The organism is Lysobacter rhizosphaerae, assembly GCF_054779795.1.
In genome coordinates, this window is the sequence record NZ_BAAGXO010000004.1 from 202289 (window position 1) to 217791 (window position 15503).

The following is a 15503-nucleotide window of genomic DNA, read 5'->3' on the forward strand; positions in this document are numbered from 1 at the left end:
AGGGACGCCAGCTGCACGCGATTGCCTACATGCTGGCGGCGGTGCTGCTGTTCTGCCTGATGGATGCCGGGCTGAAGACACTCAGTGCGCATTACCCGCCGTTCCAGGTCGCGGCGATCCGCGGTGCCTCGTCGCTGCCGCTGGTGCTGGCGTGGGCGTTGTGGACCGGCGGAGCGGCGGGGCTGTTCCGCGTGCGCTGGTCGCTGCACCTGATGCGCGGCGTACTCGGCATCATGATGATGGCGGGCTTCGTCTACGCGCTGCGCACGCTGCCGTTGTCGACGGCGTATTCGATCTTCTTCGTCGCGCCGCTGATGATCACGGCGTTGTCGGTGCCGTTCCTGGGCGAGCACGTGGGTCCGCGGCGCTGGACTGCGATAGGAGTAGGCCTGCTCGGCGTGCTGGTCGTGCTGCGCCCCACCGGCGAGGGCGTGATGAGCCTGGCGGGGCTGGCGGTATTGATCGCCGCGTTCGGTTATTCGGTCTCGGCGATCACCGTGCGCATCATCGCCCGCACCGACAGCACGCAGGCGCTGATGGTGTGGCTGCTGTTGTTCATGGCGCTGGGCTCGGGCCTGCTGGCGGCGCCGGAATGGGTGCCGCTACGCATGGGCGACGCGTGGGTGATCGCCGGCATAGGCGTCGCCGGTGCGCTGGGCCAATACACGATCACCGAAGCGTTCCGCCTGGGCGAGGCGTCGCTGATCGCACCGCTGGAATACACCGCGCTGGTGTGGGGCGTGCTGCTCGATGCCATGCTGTGGGGCGTGTTGCCGGATTCGGTGACGTGGCTGGGCGCGGCGATCATCGTCGCCAGTGGCCTGTACCTGTTGCGTCGCGAGCGCGTGCACGCGGAGGCCGAACATCCCTGACCGCGCGACGTTCCTGTGTACTCACCCGGGGCGTTGCCGGCGCGCTGGGCCGCCGACCTGATGGCGGGCCCGTCTTCGGCGGCGCGGATCAACCGCCGGTGCTGGCGCCCAAGGCGGCGCTGAGCGCGGTGTCGCCGTTGACCAGGTCGCGCCAGCGCACTTCCTGGCCATTGCGCCGGCCCTTTTCGACGAGCTTGAGTCCGTCGCCGTCGATGGTCAGGGTGTAGGGCTTGTCTTCGATCACGATCTCGCGGCGGATCGGCTTGTCGAGCTTGGTGGTCATCGGCAGGGGGCTCCGTCTGGAAAGCAGCGCAGGCAGGCTAGCCCGCACGTGGAAAGACTTTGTGAAATCCGCATTCAGGCGCGTGACGGCCATTCGCGGGCCAATCGGGAGAACGGATCGCCCCGGGCGGGTCGGCCAAGCGTGACCTGGCTGCAGGAATACGTAACCAATGCCGGGTCCGGACGAGGCTTCCGGTTGGCGCATCCCCGTCCAACGGCCACAATAAGCGCTTTCGCGTTGGCGGAGCCCCCATGGCTGAGTTGAAGGAAGCACGCGTCCCCGACATCGGGGGCTATGACGACGTGCCGGTGATCGAACTGCTGGTCGCCGTAGGCGACACGGTCAAACCCGATCAGGGCCTGGTCACGCTCGAGTCTGACAAGGCGACCATGGAAGTGCCCGCGCCGTTCGCCGGCGTGGTGCGCGAGCTCAAGGTCAAGGTTGGCGACAAGCTGTCGGAAGGCGGCGTGGTCGCGTTGATCGAGCCGGCCGATGCCGGCGCGGCGGCCGCTCCCGCCGCTGCCGAGGCGCCGCGCGCCGAACCCGCCGCGCCGCAGGCCACCACCATGGCCGCGGAAACCGCGACCCGGGTCGAGCCGGTCGCCGTACCGGCGCAGGCCGACAGGATCGCGCAGCAATCCATCGACAGGCAGGTCGCGACCGCGCCGCTCGATGCGCGCCCGGGCATCGACCCGGAAGCGGCTCCGCCCAGGCCGTCCACGCCCGCGTCGCCGCCCGTGGCCTTCACCGCCGACGAACTGCTGCCCGGCAAGGTGCCCTACGCCAGCCCCGCGGTGCGCCTGTTCGCCCGCGAGCTCGGCGTCGACCTCGCCCGGGTGCAGGGCAGCGAACGCGGCGGCCGCATCAGCAAGGACGACGTATCGAAGTTCGTGAAGTCGGTGCTGCAGGGCGGCGCCGTCGCCGGCGCGCCGGTGGCCGCCGCCGGCGGTGGCGGGCTCAACCTGCTGCCGTGGCCGAAGATCGACTTCAGCAAGTTCGGTGAAGTGGAAACGCGCGAGTTGTCGCGCATCCAGAAGATCTCCGGCGCCAACCTCGCGCGCAACTGGGCGATGATCCCGCACGTCACCCAGCACGACGATGCCGACATCACCGACCTGGAAGAGCTGCGTGTCGCCCTGAACAAGGAGAATGAGAAGGCCGGCATCAAGCTCACGATGCTCGCCTTCCTGATGAAGGCGTCGGTCGCCGCGTTGCAGAAGTACCCGAACTTCAACGCCTCGCTCGATGCCAGCGGCGAGAACCTCACGCTGAAGAAGTACTTCCACATCGGCTTCGCCGCCGACACGCCCAATGGGCTGGTCGTGCCGGTCGTGCGCGACTGCGACAAGAAGGGTGTGCTGCAGATCGCCCAGGAAACCTCCGAACTGGCGAAGAAAGCGCGCGACGGCAAGCTCGGCCCCGCCGACATGCAGGGCGGCTGTTTCTCGATCAGCTCGCTGGGCGGCATCGGCGGTACCAGTTTCACCCCGATCGTCAACGCGCCCGAAGTCGCGATCCTCGGCGTGTCGAAGTCGGCGATCCGTCCGGTCTGGGACGGCAAGCAGTTCGCGCCGCGCCTGCTCCTGCCGTTGTCGCTGAGCTACGACCATCGCGTCATCGATGGCGCGGCCGCAGCGCGTTTCACCGCCTATCTCGCGCAGTTGCTCGCCGACATGCGCCGGGTGTTGCTGTGATGCGGAAGACGGTACTGCTGCTCACCGCACTGCTGCTGGCGCCGCTGGCGCACGCCGACGACGCACAGTGCAAGCTCGCCCTTGGGCGCGGCTGGCCGCCGGCGACGGAGAACTACGGCACCGCCACCGAAAAAATGTTCGCCGGTGAAACGCAGCCCACGCTGAGTTTCACCCTGCTGCCCAAGCTCGGCGTGGAAAGCGGCGTGCTGCTGGTGGCCGACCCCAACGGTGGCGACTGGCTGTTGCGCCGCGCCGTGGCCGATGAGCGCGTGCATGCATGGGAAGGCGACAGGCTGGTCCTGCGCACCACACGCGCGCCGGAATTCACGGAGGCGCCGATTCCTGCCGCGATCGCGACCCGTCTGGTCGCGGATTGGCGCCGGGCCCTGTCATTGGCCGTGCCGGAAGGCGTCACGGCGCCCTTCAGCGAGGGCGATACCTGGTTGTTTGTCGCCGGCGACCTGCGCGTCAGCGGCCTCAGGCCCGATTGCGAGTTGGGAGCGCTGCTGCGCGACCAGATCGATCTCCTCATCGAAGCCAGCGACGAAGGCGACGGAAAGCGCGAGAAGCGCTGGCGCCAGATCGGCGAATCCCTGGACCGCATGCGCGTCGTGCTCGATGCGATGGCGGCGCCGGCGACGACAGCGGCGACGGCGACACCGTGAAACCCTTCGCGCCGGCGGCATGCCGTCGGCCCACCACGCATTGAACGGAAGCGGCCATGGCAAGCACGATTGAACTGAAGGTCCCGGATATCGGCGGTTACGACGACGTGCCGGTGATCGAACTGCTGGTCGCCGTCGGCGACACGGTGACGAAGGACCAGGGCCTGGTCACGCTGGAATCCGACAAGGCGACGATGGAAGTGCCGGCATCGGCGGCGGGAAAGATCATCGAGCTGAAGGTGAAGGTCGGCGACAAGCTGTCGGAAGGCAGCGTCGTGGCCATCCTCGAACCCGCGGGCGCGGCGGCGGAAGCCCCCAAGGCTGCCGCCTTCCAGGCGGCACCGGCTCCCGCACCCGTCGCGGCACCTGCGCCGTCACAGGCCAAGCCGGCCGAGGCCGCGCCGCCTGCCGCACCCGCGCCGACCCCGGCGGCAGGCAGCGGCCGCAAGGCCGACGTCGAATGCCGCATGCTCGTCCTCGGCGCGGGTCCTGGCGGTTACACCGCCGCGTTCCGCTCCGCCGACCTCGGCCTCGATACCGTGCTGGTCGAACGCTACGCCACGCTTGGCGGCGTCTGCCTCAATGTTGGCTGCATCCCGTCCAAGGCGCTGCTGCATGCCGCCGCGGTCGTCGATGAGGCCGCGCACGCCAGCGATTACGGCATCGATTTCGGCAAGCCCAAAATCACCCTCGACAAGCTGCGCGAGTACAAGGACAAGGTCGTCGGCCAGCTCACCAAGGGTCTGACCGGGATGGCCAAGCAGCGCAAGGTGCGCGTGGTCGAGGGCGTCGGCAAGTTCGTGTCGCCCAACGAAGTGGAAGTCGACGGCAAGGACGGCAAGAAGCTCGTCCGCTTCGAGCAATGCATCATCGCCGCCGGTTCGCAGGCGGTGAAGCTGCCGGGCTTCCCGTGGGACGACAAGCGCGTGATGGATTCCACCGATGCGCTCGACCTCCTCGATGTGCCGAAGAAGCTGCTCGTCGTCGGTGGCGGCATCATCGGCCTGGAAATGGCGACGGTGTACCGCGCGCTCGGCAGCGAGGTCACCGTGGTCGAATTCATGGACCAGCTGATGCCGGGCGCCGACCTCGACCTAGTGAAGCCGCTCGCCGATCGCCTGAAGAAGCAGGGCGTCGCGGTGCACCTGCGCACCAAGGCCAATGGCACCGAGGCGCAGAAGAATGGCCTCAAGGTCTCGTTCGAGAGTGCCGAGGCCGGCAAGCCCGCGGCGATCGATGCACAGGTGTTCGACCGCGTGCTCGTCGCCGTCGGCCGCGCGCCCAACGGCGGCAAGCTCGACGCCGGCAAGGCGGGGGTGAACGTCACCGAGCGTGGCTTCATTCCGGTCGATCGGCAGATGCGCACCAACGTGCCGCATATCTTCGCCATCGGCGACCTGGTCGGTAATCCGATGCTCGCGCACAAGGCCACGCACGAAGGCAGGCTCGCGGCCGAAGTTGCCGCGGGCGAGAAGAAGGAATGGGTGGCGCGTGCGATCCCGTCGGTCGCCTACACCGATCCGGAGATCGCCTGGGTTGGCGTCACCGAGACCGAAGCGAAGGCGAAGGGCTTGAAGGTCGGGGTCGGCAAGTTCCCGTGGGCCGCGTCGGGTCGCGCGATCGGCATCGGCCGCACCGAAGGCTTCACCAAGCTGGTCTTCGACGAGGCCACGCATCGCATCATCGGCGGCGGCATCGTCGGCGTGCATGCCGGTGACCTGATCAGCGAGATCGGTCTCGCCATCGAGATGGGCTGCGAGGTCCAGGACATCGGCCACACCATCCACCCGCATCCGACCCTGAGCGAATCGGTCGGCATGGCGGCCGAGGTCTACGACGGCACCATCACCGACCTCTACATCCCGAAGAAGAAGTAGCCGCCCCGACAAGGCGAAGCCCTGGCCTCGGAACCAGGGCTTCGCAGGCCTGCCTTGTCGACGAGGAGGGGGCGGGCCTATGGGTCCGACCGGGGGCTCCGGCAAAGGTTCCATGAACAGCCGCCCGCGTTTTCCCGGCATTCGGGCCGTCGGGTGGCGGGGCAGCCCCCCGACGGGGCTGCGGGAAACCGGCCTTTCGCGGTTGCCGCGGAAAAGTTCCCGCTGCTATACTTTTGCGGCTTCGCAGGGCGGTTTTCTGCCCACTTCGTCCACCTTCCCGAGCCATCGCGTGTCGAATTCAGTCGCCGCAGGACGGCGGCTGGCACAGCGCGCGATAGCCTGGCAGGCCGTCGTCACCGTGCTGGTGGCGCTGGCCTTCCTCGTCAAGGGGCTGCCCTGGTCGCTGGCCGCATTGGTCGGTGGCGGTGCAGTCACCCTGGCTGCCTGGATCGCCGCGATGGTGGCGCTGGGTGGTGGGGTCAGCCCCGCGGGGACCGCATTTGCGCGGTTGCTGGTGGGGATGGCGTTGAAGTGGTTGCTGGTGCTGGTCACGGTAGTGGTCGCACTGGCGGTGTTCCGTCTTCCCGGTGTTCCCCTGTTGGCTGGCGTCATTGCAGCCACGCTGGCCTTGGTCCTGGCCAATTCGATCAGACGATAGGTGTCGTTTCGTGAGTGAATCTAGCAGTGCGGGCGGCTTGACCGAATACATCCAGCACCACCTGACCCACAATTCGGGTCTGGCGCTGGGTGGCCAGTTCAATTTCGACTCCTGGGCCGTCGCCCTGACGCTCGGCCTGCTGTTCGTGCTGTGGTTCGGCCTCGCCGCGCGCAAGGCCACGCCTGGCGTGCCCAGCAAGGGTCAGGCGTTCGTCGAGCTGATCGTCGAGTTCGTCGACGGCCAGGTCCGCGACACTTTCCACGGCGACCGCCGCTCGGTCACCCCGCTGGCGCTGACCATCTTCATGTGGGTCGTGTTCATGAACACCATGGACCTGATCCCGCTCGATCTTCCCGGTACGCTGATCAAGCTCGTTGGCGGCGAAGAAGCCGCCCACCACACCTTCTTCCGCTCGGTGCCGACCGCCGATCTCAACACCACGCTCGGCCTGTCGGTCTCGGTCTTCTTCATCCTGATCGGCCATGCCTGGTCGGCCAAGGGCGGCATGGGCTTCGGCAAGGAGCTGCTCACCGCGCCGTTCCACGCGCACGGTTTCGGCGCGGTCGTGCTGGCCCCGGTCAACCTGGTGATGAACATCATCGAGTGGCTGGTGAAGCCGATTTCGCTGGCCATGCGACTGTTCGGCAACATGTACGGCGGCGAGCTCGTTTTCATGCTCATCGCCGGCCTGATGACCAGTTGGGTGACCTTCCTGCCGGGCGTGCTCGCCAATACGGCGTGGGGCATCTTCCACATCCTGATCATCCTGCTGCAGGCCTTCATCTTCATGATCCTCACCGTCGTCTACATCGCCGGTGCGCGTGAGAGCCATTGACAGGCAACCGCATTAACCAGGTTTTTTCCTTCCACCGCTTCACCCCTTAGACAATCGCTGGAGAACCACCATGGAATTCATCGCTCACGTGCAGGGCCTGACCGCCGTCGCCATCGGCATCATCATCGGCCTCGGCGCCCTCGGCGCGTGCCTCGGCATCGCCATCATGGGTTCGAAGTTCCTCGAATCCGCTGCGCGCCAGCCGGAGCTGATCCCGGTGCTGCAGGGCCGCATGTTCCTGCTGGCCGGCCTGATCGACGCGGCGTTCATCATCGGCCTCGCCGTTGCGCTGTTCTTCGGCATCGCCAACCCGCTCCTGAGCGCGGTGCACTAAGGCTGATTCCAGCCAGCTGTTCCCCCACGCCTTCGGGCGTGGTCTTGAAGGCCGGTGTGGCATGTGCCGCACCGGCATGAAGAAATCCGTCGAGGACGCGTCGTGAATATCAACATGACTTTCTTCGGCCAGATGCTTTCCTTCGTGCTCCTTGTCTGGTTCACGATGAAGTTCATCTGGCCGCCGCTGAACGCGGCGCTCGAAGAACGCCAAAAGAAAATCGCCGAAGGCCTTGCTGCCGCTGACAACAGCCAGCGTGCATTGGCGCAGGCGCAGGAAACCGCCGAAGGCGAACTGCGCACGGCCCGTACCAAGGCCAACGAGATCATCGAGCAGGCCCACCAGCGCGCCAATCAGATCATCGACCAGGCCAAGAACGACGCCATCGCCGAAGCCAGTCGCCAGAAGGCCGTGGCCGAAGCCGAGATCGTCGCCGCGGCCAATCGCGCCAAGGAAGACCTGCGCAAGCAGGTGTCGACCCTGGCCGTGACCGGTGCCGAGAAGCTGCTGCGCCGCGAGATCGACGCCAACGCCCACAAGGCGCTGCTCGACGAACTCGCTGCCGAGATCTGAGACCGATGAGCCAGGCCCTCACCCTCGCACGTCCCTACGCCCGCGCCGCTTTCGCGTTGGCGCGCGACAACGGTGCCTACGCACCGTGGTCGAACGCGCTGGCGTTCGCTGCGCGCGTCGCCGCCGACCCGCAGGTCGCAGGCCTGCTCGGCAGCCCGAAGCTGGGCCACGCCGATGCCGTTTCGCTGTTGGCGATCGATGGCGCCTCCGAGCAGATGCGCAGCTTCCTCGACCTGCTGGCCGTCAACCGCCGCCTCGCGCTGCTGCCGGAAATCGCCGGCCTGTTCGAGGAACTGCGTGCCGAAGCGGAACGCGTGGTCAAGGCGCGCATCACCTCGGCCACCGCGCTGGGTGACGGCGAGCTCGAAGGCATCAAGGCCGCGCTGAAGAAGCGTCTCGGCCGCGACGTCGAGATCGAGACCGCGGTCGACGCCTCGCTGATCGGCGGCGCTGTGATCGACGCCGGCGACGTGGTGATCGATGGCTCGCTCAAGGGCAAGCTCGGTCGCCTGCAGTCCGCGCTTACGAACTAAATATTTTCTTTTTGCATACGTCGGCGGCAACGCCGGCTCAAGGGAACCACCCATGGCTACCACGCAGCTCAATCCGTCCGAAATCAGCGAACTGATCAAGACCCGCATCGAAAAGGTCAAGCTGACCGCCGAAGCGCGCAACGAAGGCACCGTCACCTCGGTGTCCGACGGCATCGTGCGCATCCACGGCCTCGCCGACGTGATGCAGGGCGAAATGATCGAGCTGCCGAACAACACCTACGCGCTCGCGCTGAACCTGGAGCGTGACTCGGTCGGCGGCGTGGTCCTGGGCGACTACGAGCACCTGCGCGAAGGCGACACCGCCAAGACCACCGGCCGCATCCTCGAAGTGCCGATCGGTCCGGAGCTGCTCGGCCGCGTCGTCAACGCACTCGGCGAACCGATCGACGGCAAGGGCCCGATCGAAGCCAAGCTCTCGGCCCCGGTCGAGACCATTGCCCCGGGCGTGATCTGGCGCAAATCGGTCGACCAGCCGGTGCAGACCGGCTACAAGTCGGTCGACGCGATGATCCCGATCGGACGTGGCCAGCGCGAGCTGATCATCGGCGACCGCCAGACCGGCAAGACCGCGATGGCGATCGACGCGATCATCAACCAGAAAGGCTCCGGCATTAAGTGCATCTATGTCGCGATCGGCCAGAAGAACTCGACCATCGCCAACATCGTGCGCAAGCTCGAAGAGCACGGCGCGATGGCCTACACCACCGTCGTCGCCGCCTCGGCGTCGGAATCGGCCGCGATGCAGTACGTCTCCCCCTACGCGGGCTGCACCATGGGCGAGTACTTCCGCGACCGTGGCGAAGACGCGCTGATCATCTACGACGACCTGTCCAAGCAGGCCGTGGCCTACCGCCAGATCTCGCTGCTGCTGCGCCGCCCGCCGGGCCGCGAAGCCTATCCGGGCGACGTGTTCTACCTGCACTCCCGCCTGCTCGAGCGCGCCGCGCGCGTCTCCGAGGAGTACGTCGAGAAGTTCACCAACGGCGCGGTGAAGGGCAAGACCGGTTCGCTGACCGCGCTGCCGATCATCGAGACCCAGGCCGGCGACGTCTCGGCGTTCGTGCCGACCAACGTGATCTCGATCACCGACGGCCAGATCTTCCTGGAAACCGACCTGTTCAACGCCGGCATCCGCCCGGCCGTGAACGCCGGTATCTCGGTGTCGCGCGTCGGTGGCGCCGCCCAGACCAAGATCATCAAGAAGCTGTCGGGCGGCATCCGCATCGCGCTCGCCCAGTATCGTGAGCTCGCCGCGTTCGCGCAGTTCGCCTCGGACCTCGACGAAGCCACCCGCAAGCAGCTCGAGCGCGGCCAGCGCGTCACCGAACTGATGAAGCAGAAGCAGTACGCGCCGATGTCGATCGCCGACCAGGCGCTGTCGATCTACGCCGTCGACAAGGGCTACATGGACGACGTTCCGGTCGCCAAGCTCGGTTCGTTCGAATCCTCGCTGCACGCGCACTTCGCCAACACCCAGGGCGCGCTGATGAACACCATCGCCAGCACCGGCAACTGGAACGACGACATCGAAGGCACCTTCAAGAAGGGCATCGAAGAGTTCAAGGCCACAGGCACCTGGTAATGCGCAGGGTGGGCTCGCGCCCACCTTCGCAATGAAGCTGAATCGAAACGGCGGGCAATGAGCCCGCCCTAACGAGAAGAAAGATGGCAAGCGGACGCGAAATCAAAACCAAGATCAAGAGCGTGCAGAACACCCGCAAGGTGACGCGCGCGCTCGAAATGGTCTCGGCCTCCAAGATCCGCAAGGCGCAGGATCGGATGAAGGCGTCGCGCCCCTACGCGCGCGCGATGAAGCAGGTGATCGGCCACCTGGCCCAGGCCAACACCGATTACCGCCACCCGTACCTGGTCGAGCGCAAGGACACCAAGCGCGTCGGCTACCTGATCGTGTCGTCCGACCGTGGCCAGGCTGGCGGCCTCAACAACAACCTGTTCCGCAAGCTGCTCGGCGAGATCCGCAAGTGGCAGGAGCAGGGCGTCGAAGTCGATGTCGTCACCGTCGGCGTGAAGGCCTCGGTGTTCTTCCGCCGGGTCAAGGTCAACATGCTCGCCTCGGTCACCAACCTGGGCGACACGCCGCACCTGGAACAGTTGGTGGGCGTGATCAAGGCCATGACCGACGCGTACGGCGAAGGCACGGTCGACAAGGTCTTCCTGGCCTACAACGACTTCGTCAACACGATGGTCCAGCGCGCGACGTTCGACCAGCTGCTACCGGTGCCGCCGGCGGAGACGCAGGTCGCGCACCACGACTGGGACTACATCTACGAGCCGAACGAGAAGACCGTGCTCGACCACGTGCTGACGCGCTACATCGAGTCGGTCGTGTACCAGGCGGTACTGGAAAACGTCGCCTCCGAGCATGCCGCGCGCATGGTCGCGATGAAGTCGGCGTCGGACAACGCCACCAAGCTGATCGGCACGCTGCAACTGGTCTACAACAAGGCCCGCCAGGCGGCGATCACCCAGGAAATCTCCGAAATCGTCGGCGGCGCGGCCGCGGTCTAAGCGATCGTTCGCGTCTCCACCAAAAGTAATCAAGAGTTATTCAAGAGGCTATGGCAATGAACCAGGGCAAGATCGTTCAGATCATCGGCGCGGTCGTCGACGTCGAGTTCCCGCGCGAGAGCGTGCCGAAGGTGTACGACGCACTTAAGGTGCAGGGCACCGACATCACGCTGGAAGTGCAGCAGCAGCTCGGCGACGGCGTCGTGCGCACGATCGCCCTCGGTTCGACCGCCGGCCTCAAGCGCAACCTCGTCACCGAGAACACCGGCAAGGCGATCTCGGTGCCGGTCGGCGCCGGCACGCTCGGCCGCATCATGGACGTGCTCGGCAACCCGATCGACGAAGCCGGTCCGGTGGAGCATTCGGACGCGTGGGAAATCCACCGCGCCGCTCCGTCGTACGAAGACCAGTCCTCGACCAACGAGCTGCTGGAAACCGGCATCAAGGTCATCGACCTGATGTGCCCGTTCGCCAAGGGCGGCAAGGTCGGCCTGTTCGGCGGCGCCGGCGTGGGCAAGACCGTCAACATGATGGAACTGATCAACAACATCGCCAAGGCGCACTCGGGCCTGTCCGTGTTCGCCGGCGTGGGCGAGCGTACCCGCGAGGGCAACGACTTCTACCACGAGATGAAGGACTCCAACGTCCTCGACAAGGTGGCGATGGTGTACGGCCAGATGAACGAGCCGCCGGGCAACCGCCTGCGCGTCGCGCTGACCGGCCTGACCATGGCCGAGTACTTCCGCGACGAGAAGGACGCCTCGGGCAAGGGTAAGGACGTTCTGCTGTTCGTCGACAACATCTACCGTTACACCCTGGCAGGTACCGAAGTGTCGGCGCTGCTCGGCCGCATGCCGTCGGCGGTGGGCTACCAGCCCACGCTCGCCGAGGAAATGGGCGTGCTGCAGGAGCGCATCACCTCGACCAAGACCGGTTCGATCACCTCGATCCAGGCCGTGTACGTGCCCGCGGACGACCTGACCGACCCGTCGCCGGCGACCACCTTCGCCCACCTCGACGCCACCGTCGTGCTGTCGCGCCAGATCGCCTCGCTGGGCATTTACCCGGCCATCGACCCGCTCGACTCCACCTCGCGCCAGCTCGACCCGAACGTGATCGGCAACGAGCACTACGACACTGCGCGCCGCGTGCAGGCGACGCTGCAGAAGTACAAGGAACTCAAGGACATCATCGCGATCCTCGGCATGGACGAACTGTCGGAAGAGGACAAGCAGACCGTGTCGCGCGCGCGCAAGGTCGAGCGCTTCTGCTCGCAGCCGTTCCACGTCGCCGAAGTGTTCACCGGCTCGCCGGGCAAGTACGTGTCGCTGAAGGACACCGTCCGCGGCTTCAAGGGCATCGTCGACGGCGAGTACGACCACCTGCCGGAGCAGGCGTTCTACATGGTCGGTTCGATCGAGGAAGCGGTCGAGAAGGCCAAGAAGATCGCGGCCTGATGATGTTCCCTCTCACGCTGCGACGCCCGAAGGGTATCCAGAGGTGAGAGGGTCAGGGTGAGAGCCTCGCGGCGACTCCCCCTCACCCCTGCCCTCTCCCGCAAGCGGGAGAGGGGGACAAGGAACAAGAGCGTTTACCTATGACCACCTTCCGTTGCGACATCGTCAGTGCTGAAGTCGAAATCTTCCACGGCGAAGCCGAACTCCTGGTCGCCACCGGCGAAGTGGGCGAGCTCGGCATCGCGCCGCGCCACGCGCCGCTGATCACCCGCCTGAAGCCGGGCAAGGTCATCGTGACCCTGCCGGGCGGCGAACAGCTCGACTTCGCCGTCTCGGGCGGCATCCTCGAGGTGCAGCCGCAGGTCGTGACCGTGCTGGCCGACACCGCGATCCGCGCGCAGGACATCGACGAAGCCTCGGTCCGCAAGGCCAAGGAAGAAGCCGAGCGCGTGCTGGCGCGCAAGGATCCCAAGATGAGCGCGCAGGAAGCCGAAGCACAGCTCGCCATGAGCCTGGCACAGCTGCAGGCGCTGGAGCGCCTGCGCAAGAGCATGAAGCACTGAGCCAGCGCTGCATCGGTAATCGTTGCACCAGTAAAAACGCCGGCGATTGCCGGCGTTTTTGTTTCAGGCCGGCCGTGGCGGGTGCGGGCCGTGGCGGGGTTCGGTATCAGCGCCGATATACCCAATGCCGCGACACGCTGAAGCTGATCGCGGCCAGCACCAGTTCGACCGCCGGCTTCGCCACCCACGCCCAGCCCAGGCCGGCGGCGTTCTCCACCGCGCCCACGGCCAGAGTGCTCAAGGTGGTCGTCATCAGCCACAGCAACACGAAGCGCTGCAGCTGGCGCTTGCCCAGGGCGCTCGATTCACTGGCAAAGGTGATGCGGCCGTTGAGCCAGAACCCGAGCATGGCGCCACTCACGCGCCCGGCGATATTCGCGAGCTCCACCGTCAGCCCGAAATGGCTGAGGGTCACCATCACGCCCCAGTCCACCACGTACTGCAGCAGCCCGATCGCAATGTAGTGGCTGCCCTGGCGCAACAGGCTCATCGCGCCGCCGCCGTCGCCGGGACGTGCCACCACTCGACATCGCCCTCGACCTGCCGGCGCGTGGCGTGCAGGCGGGCGAGCGCCGCGCGCTGGGCGATCGTCGCCTTGGCGGGCCGCAGCAACACGTCGGTGACGCCGGCGCGACGCAGCACGTCCACCCAGGCGCTGCCATCGGCCTGCGTCTCCGCGGATTGCGCGGCACGCTGCAGTGTGCGGTCGTAGTAAGAAATGCTGCGCCCGCGCACGCCCAGCTCCGCGACATAGGGACGCTCCGCGTCCAGGGCCAGGACGTTGCCATGATCGGTGCCGCGAATCGCGGCGATCAGGTTGCGTTCCGGCACGCGGGCGCGGAACGCGGGCTCGTCGCGCCCGGCTTCCACGATCGACATCTTCACCTGCCCTACGCGCAGCAGCCAGAAACCATTGGCCTGGAATGCCAGGTTGAGCACGCACACGCCCGCGAGCAGCCACGCCGCGCGGCGTGGATCGATCCGGAACGCCGTTACCGACAGCAACGGCAGCAGTAGCACCGTTGCGGGGAAGGTGTAGCGCAGGTATTGCATCGGGATCAGCGGCGCCACGATGAGGGCAGTCGTCGCGAGCGCGATCCCCATGGTGCGGCGATGCAGGAACGCCAGTACCCAGGCACCGGCGAGGGCGATGAACACGAAGCCGCCGCCACCGGCGAACCCCTCGAGGTAGCGATCGGTGTGGAAGGTCAGGTTCCATGGCAGCGCGGCGTCGAAGCCGGCATGCCAGCGCGCATCGTCGAAGTTGACCGGATCGAAGTAGGGCGACCGGAACCACGCGTTGAACAAGGGCAGGAACGGGTTGCGCGCGACGCCGGCCGCATAGGCGTAGCTGGAGCCGCCGATCGCCAGCACGATGGCGCACGCGCCGGCCAACGCGGCCGGCGCCGGCACGCGGCGATGCCGCCACAGCGCCCACGGCAACAGCAGCACCGCGAATACCGCCGACGACAGTTTCAGCGCCAAAAGTCCGCCGACGAGTACCGCGCCGACGAGCACCGCTCCGATGCGCACTCGTGGCGTCCGCGGCGCGGGTTCCAGGATCAGTGCCACCAGCCACGCCAACAACGCGGCCGTCGGTGTCTCGCTCTGCATGCTGCCGGCAAGCCCGGCCGTCAGCGGAAGGCTGCCATACAGGGCGACGGCGAACCATGCAGCGCGCGCGGTGCCTCCCAATAGTGTCGCGATGCGCCACACCGCGGTCGCGGCCACCACGAGCCATAGCGCATTCATGCTGCCGCGCGCCTCAGCGCCGGCGATGAGCTGGGGCACGGCCTGCAGGACGTCGCCCGCCCAGGGCGCCAGGGCCCAGATGTGCAATGCGGGGTCGAGCGGATAGTGGTGCTGTGCCAGCAATTGCCACGGCAGGCGCAGGTGATAGACGACATCATCCGCCTGCATGGTCGGAATCCAGCAGCCGGTGCTGGCGAGCCCGAGGACGAGCACGGCGAAGGCGGCCGCACGCGGCGCCGCGTCGATGGCGGCGTGCCATTGGCTTGCCGTCGCACGCCACGAAGCCGCCAGCGCGCGCCATTGCCATGCTGTCAGGCCGAGGCAGAGCGCGGCGTAGGCGGCGCCATAGTGCACCGGCAAGGGCAGCAGCCAGCCCAGCGCACCGGCCACGAGGATGAAGCCGCAGGCGATGCGCAGAGCGGGTGGTGCTTCCCGCTGCAGCAGGCCGCCCAGGGCCAGTGCTCCTGATGCGAACAGCATCGTCGCCAGCGCCGGGACGACGCCGGCGTAGAAGACCACCGCCAGCAGCCATGCCAGGGCGAGCCCGCTCGCCAGTCGCCAGCCCAGCATGCGACGCAGCACGCCGGCGCCGGCCAGGGCCAGCAGCGACAGCACGATCAGTCCGGCGAAGCGTCCGCCGTGCCAATGCGTGCCCAAGTGATCGACGACCAGGCCTGCGATGCAGAGCGGTGCGCCGATCCACAGCAATGCGCGCGCCCATGATGCGGCGCCCGGCTCCTCGATGGCCGGCTCCTTGATGGCCGGCTCCTCGATGGCTTGTTCAGGGGCGGGAACGTGCGCGGCACTAATCATCGCCGCATGCTATCAGTGCGTCCTAAAATGCAGCCATTCCATCA

The 15503-nt window shown here is 66.9% G+C and carries 16 protein-coding genes; 13 read left to right on the forward strand and 3 right to left on the reverse strand.

The genetic code is table 11. The features are described from left to right. Nucleotides 1-29 precede the first annotated feature (29 nt). Entirely contained in the window at nucleotides 30-872 is an 843-nt protein-coding gene (locus ACYVGE_RS08095; RefSeq protein WP_460729117.1) for a DMT family transporter, read from the forward strand. Between the two features lie 88 nt (nucleotides 873-960). Here the strand turns inward: ACYVGE_RS08095 and ACYVGE_RS08100 are convergent, their stop codons facing one another. Further along, nucleotides 961-1155, reverse strand: coding sequence for a hypothetical protein (locus tag ACYVGE_RS08100; RefSeq protein ID WP_310055494.1), 195 nt, complete (start codon nucleotides 1153-1155; stop codon nucleotides 961-963). Between the two features lie 116 nt (nucleotides 1156-1271). Between ACYVGE_RS08100 and ACYVGE_RS08105 the strand changes: the two genes are divergently transcribed. From ACYVGE_RS08105 to ACYVGE_RS08160, 12 genes are all read left to right on the forward strand, one after another. After that, a complete protein-coding gene (locus ACYVGE_RS08105) occupies nucleotides 1272-2849 on the forward strand; it encodes a dihydrolipoyllysine-residue acetyltransferase (protein ID WP_460729119.1) in 1578 nt (525 codons plus the stop codon). Then, nucleotides 2849-3514 carry a hypothetical protein gene (locus tag ACYVGE_RS08110; RefSeq protein ID WP_460728797.1) on the forward strand — a complete coding sequence of 222 codons (666 nt, stop codon included), beginning with the start codon at nucleotides 2849-2851 and terminating at the stop codon, nucleotides 3512-3514. Before ACYVGE_RS08105 ends, ACYVGE_RS08110 begins: the two co-directional genes overlap by 1 nt. A gap of 56 nt (nucleotides 3515-3570) precedes the next feature. After that, nucleotides 3571-5391: a dihydrolipoyl dehydrogenase gene (lpdA, locus tag ACYVGE_RS08115; protein WP_460728799.1), complete on the forward strand. Its 1821-nt coding sequence runs from the start codon at nucleotides 3571-3573 to the stop codon at nucleotides 5389-5391. A 289-nt stretch (nucleotides 5392-5680) separates the two neighbouring features. Beyond that, nucleotides 5681-6049, forward strand: a complete 369-nt coding sequence (locus ACYVGE_RS08120; RefSeq protein ID WP_460728801.1) for an ATP synthase subunit I — start codon at nucleotides 5681-5683, stop codon at nucleotides 6047-6049. Between the two features lie 37 nt (nucleotides 6050-6086). Next, on the forward strand, nucleotides 6087-6884 hold the full coding sequence (gene atpB, locus ACYVGE_RS08125) for a F0F1 ATP synthase subunit A (RefSeq protein WP_460728803.1): 798 nt from the start codon (nucleotides 6087-6089) through the stop codon (nucleotides 6882-6884). Nucleotides 6885-6954: 70 nt separating this feature from the next. Beyond that, on the forward strand, nucleotides 6955-7218 hold the full coding sequence (gene atpE, locus ACYVGE_RS08130) for a F0F1 ATP synthase subunit C (protein ID WP_460728805.1): 264 nt from the start codon (nucleotides 6955-6957) through the stop codon (nucleotides 7216-7218). A 114-nt stretch (nucleotides 7219-7332) separates the two neighbouring features. Further along, the gene (locus ACYVGE_RS08135) at nucleotides 7333-7791 is read left to right on the forward strand and encodes a F0F1 ATP synthase subunit B (protein WP_460729121.1); all 459 of its coding nucleotides are present in this window, start codon (nucleotides 7333-7335) and stop codon (nucleotides 7789-7791) included. 5 nt (nucleotides 7792-7796) lie between these two features. Further along, a complete protein-coding gene (locus ACYVGE_RS08140) occupies nucleotides 7797-8324 on the forward strand; it encodes a F0F1 ATP synthase subunit delta (RefSeq protein ID WP_460728807.1) in 528 nt (175 codons plus the stop codon). A 52-nt stretch (nucleotides 8325-8376) separates the two neighbouring features. Next, a complete protein-coding gene (gene atpA, locus ACYVGE_RS08145; protein ID WP_460728809.1) occupies nucleotides 8377-9927 on the forward strand; it encodes a F0F1 ATP synthase subunit alpha in 1551 nt (516 codons plus the stop codon). An 83-nt stretch (nucleotides 9928-10010) separates the two neighbouring features. Next, nucleotides 10011-10874, forward strand: a complete 864-nt coding sequence (gene atpG / locus ACYVGE_RS08150; protein ID WP_310055521.1) for a F0F1 ATP synthase subunit gamma — start codon at nucleotides 10011-10013, stop codon at nucleotides 10872-10874. Nucleotides 10875-10930: 56 nt separating this feature from the next. After that, nucleotides 10931-12331, forward strand: coding sequence for a F0F1 ATP synthase subunit beta (atpD, locus tag ACYVGE_RS08155; RefSeq protein ID WP_460728812.1), 1401 nt, complete (start codon nucleotides 10931-10933; stop codon nucleotides 12329-12331). Nucleotides 12332-12471: 140 nt separating this feature from the next. Continuing rightward, a complete protein-coding gene (locus tag ACYVGE_RS08160; RefSeq protein WP_460728814.1) occupies nucleotides 12472-12894 on the forward strand; it encodes a F0F1 ATP synthase subunit epsilon in 423 nt (140 codons plus the stop codon). A gap of 106 nt (nucleotides 12895-13000) precedes the next feature. Here the strand turns inward: ACYVGE_RS08160 and ACYVGE_RS08165 are convergent, their stop codons facing one another. Together ACYVGE_RS08165 and ACYVGE_RS08170 are read right to left on the reverse strand one after the other, a co-directional pair. Then, entirely contained in the window at nucleotides 13001-13384 is a 384-nt protein-coding gene (locus ACYVGE_RS08165) for a GtrA family protein (protein WP_460729123.1), read from the reverse strand. After that, nucleotides 13381-15459, reverse strand: coding sequence for a hypothetical protein (locus ACYVGE_RS08170; RefSeq protein ID WP_460728816.1), 2079 nt, complete (start codon nucleotides 15457-15459; stop codon nucleotides 13381-13383). Before ACYVGE_RS08170 ends, ACYVGE_RS08165 begins: the two co-directional genes overlap by 4 nt. Nucleotides 15460-15503: the final 44 nt, after the last annotated feature.

Coding starts and splice junctions, on each gene's coding strand:
- ACYVGE_RS08165 (WP_460729123.1), bottom strand. CDS start 13,384: ATGAGCCTGTTGCGCCAGGGCAGCCACTACATTGCGATCGGGCTGCTG.
- ACYVGE_RS08170 (WP_460728816.1), bottom strand. CDS start 15,459: ATGATTAGTGCCGCGCACGTTCCCGCCCCTGAACAAGCCATCGAGGAG.
- atpD (WP_460728812.1), top strand. CDS start 10,931: ATGAACCAGGGCAAGATCGTTCAGATCATCGGCGCGGTCGTCGACGTC.
- atpE (WP_460728805.1), top strand. CDS start 6,955: ATGGAATTCATCGCTCACGTGCAGGGCCTGACCGCCGTCGCCATCGGC.
- ACYVGE_RS08110 (WP_460728797.1), top strand. CDS start 2,849: ATGCGGAAGACGGTACTGCTGCTCACCGCACTGCTGCTGGCGCCGCTG.
- atpG (WP_310055521.1), top strand. CDS start 10,011: ATGGCAAGCGGACGCGAAATCAAAACCAAGATCAAGAGCGTGCAGAAC.
- ACYVGE_RS08135 (WP_460729121.1), top strand. CDS start 7,333: ATGACTTTCTTCGGCCAGATGCTTTCCTTCGTGCTCCTTGTCTGGTTC.
- ACYVGE_RS08100 (WP_310055494.1), bottom strand. CDS start 1,155: ATGACCACCAAGCTCGACAAGCCGATCCGCCGCGAGATCGTGATCGAA.
- atpA (WP_460728809.1), top strand. CDS start 8,377: ATGGCTACCACGCAGCTCAATCCGTCCGAAATCAGCGAACTGATCAAG.
- ACYVGE_RS08140 (WP_460728807.1), top strand. CDS start 7,797: ATGAGCCAGGCCCTCACCCTCGCACGTCCCTACGCCCGCGCCGCTTTC.
- ACYVGE_RS08160 (WP_460728814.1), top strand. CDS start 12,472: ATGACCACCTTCCGTTGCGACATCGTCAGTGCTGAAGTCGAAATCTTC.
- lpdA (WP_460728799.1), top strand. CDS start 3,571: ATGGCAAGCACGATTGAACTGAAGGTCCCGGATATCGGCGGTTACGAC.
- ACYVGE_RS08095 (WP_460729117.1), top strand. CDS start 30: ATGCTGGCGGCGGTGCTGCTGTTCTGCCTGATGGATGCCGGGCTGAAG.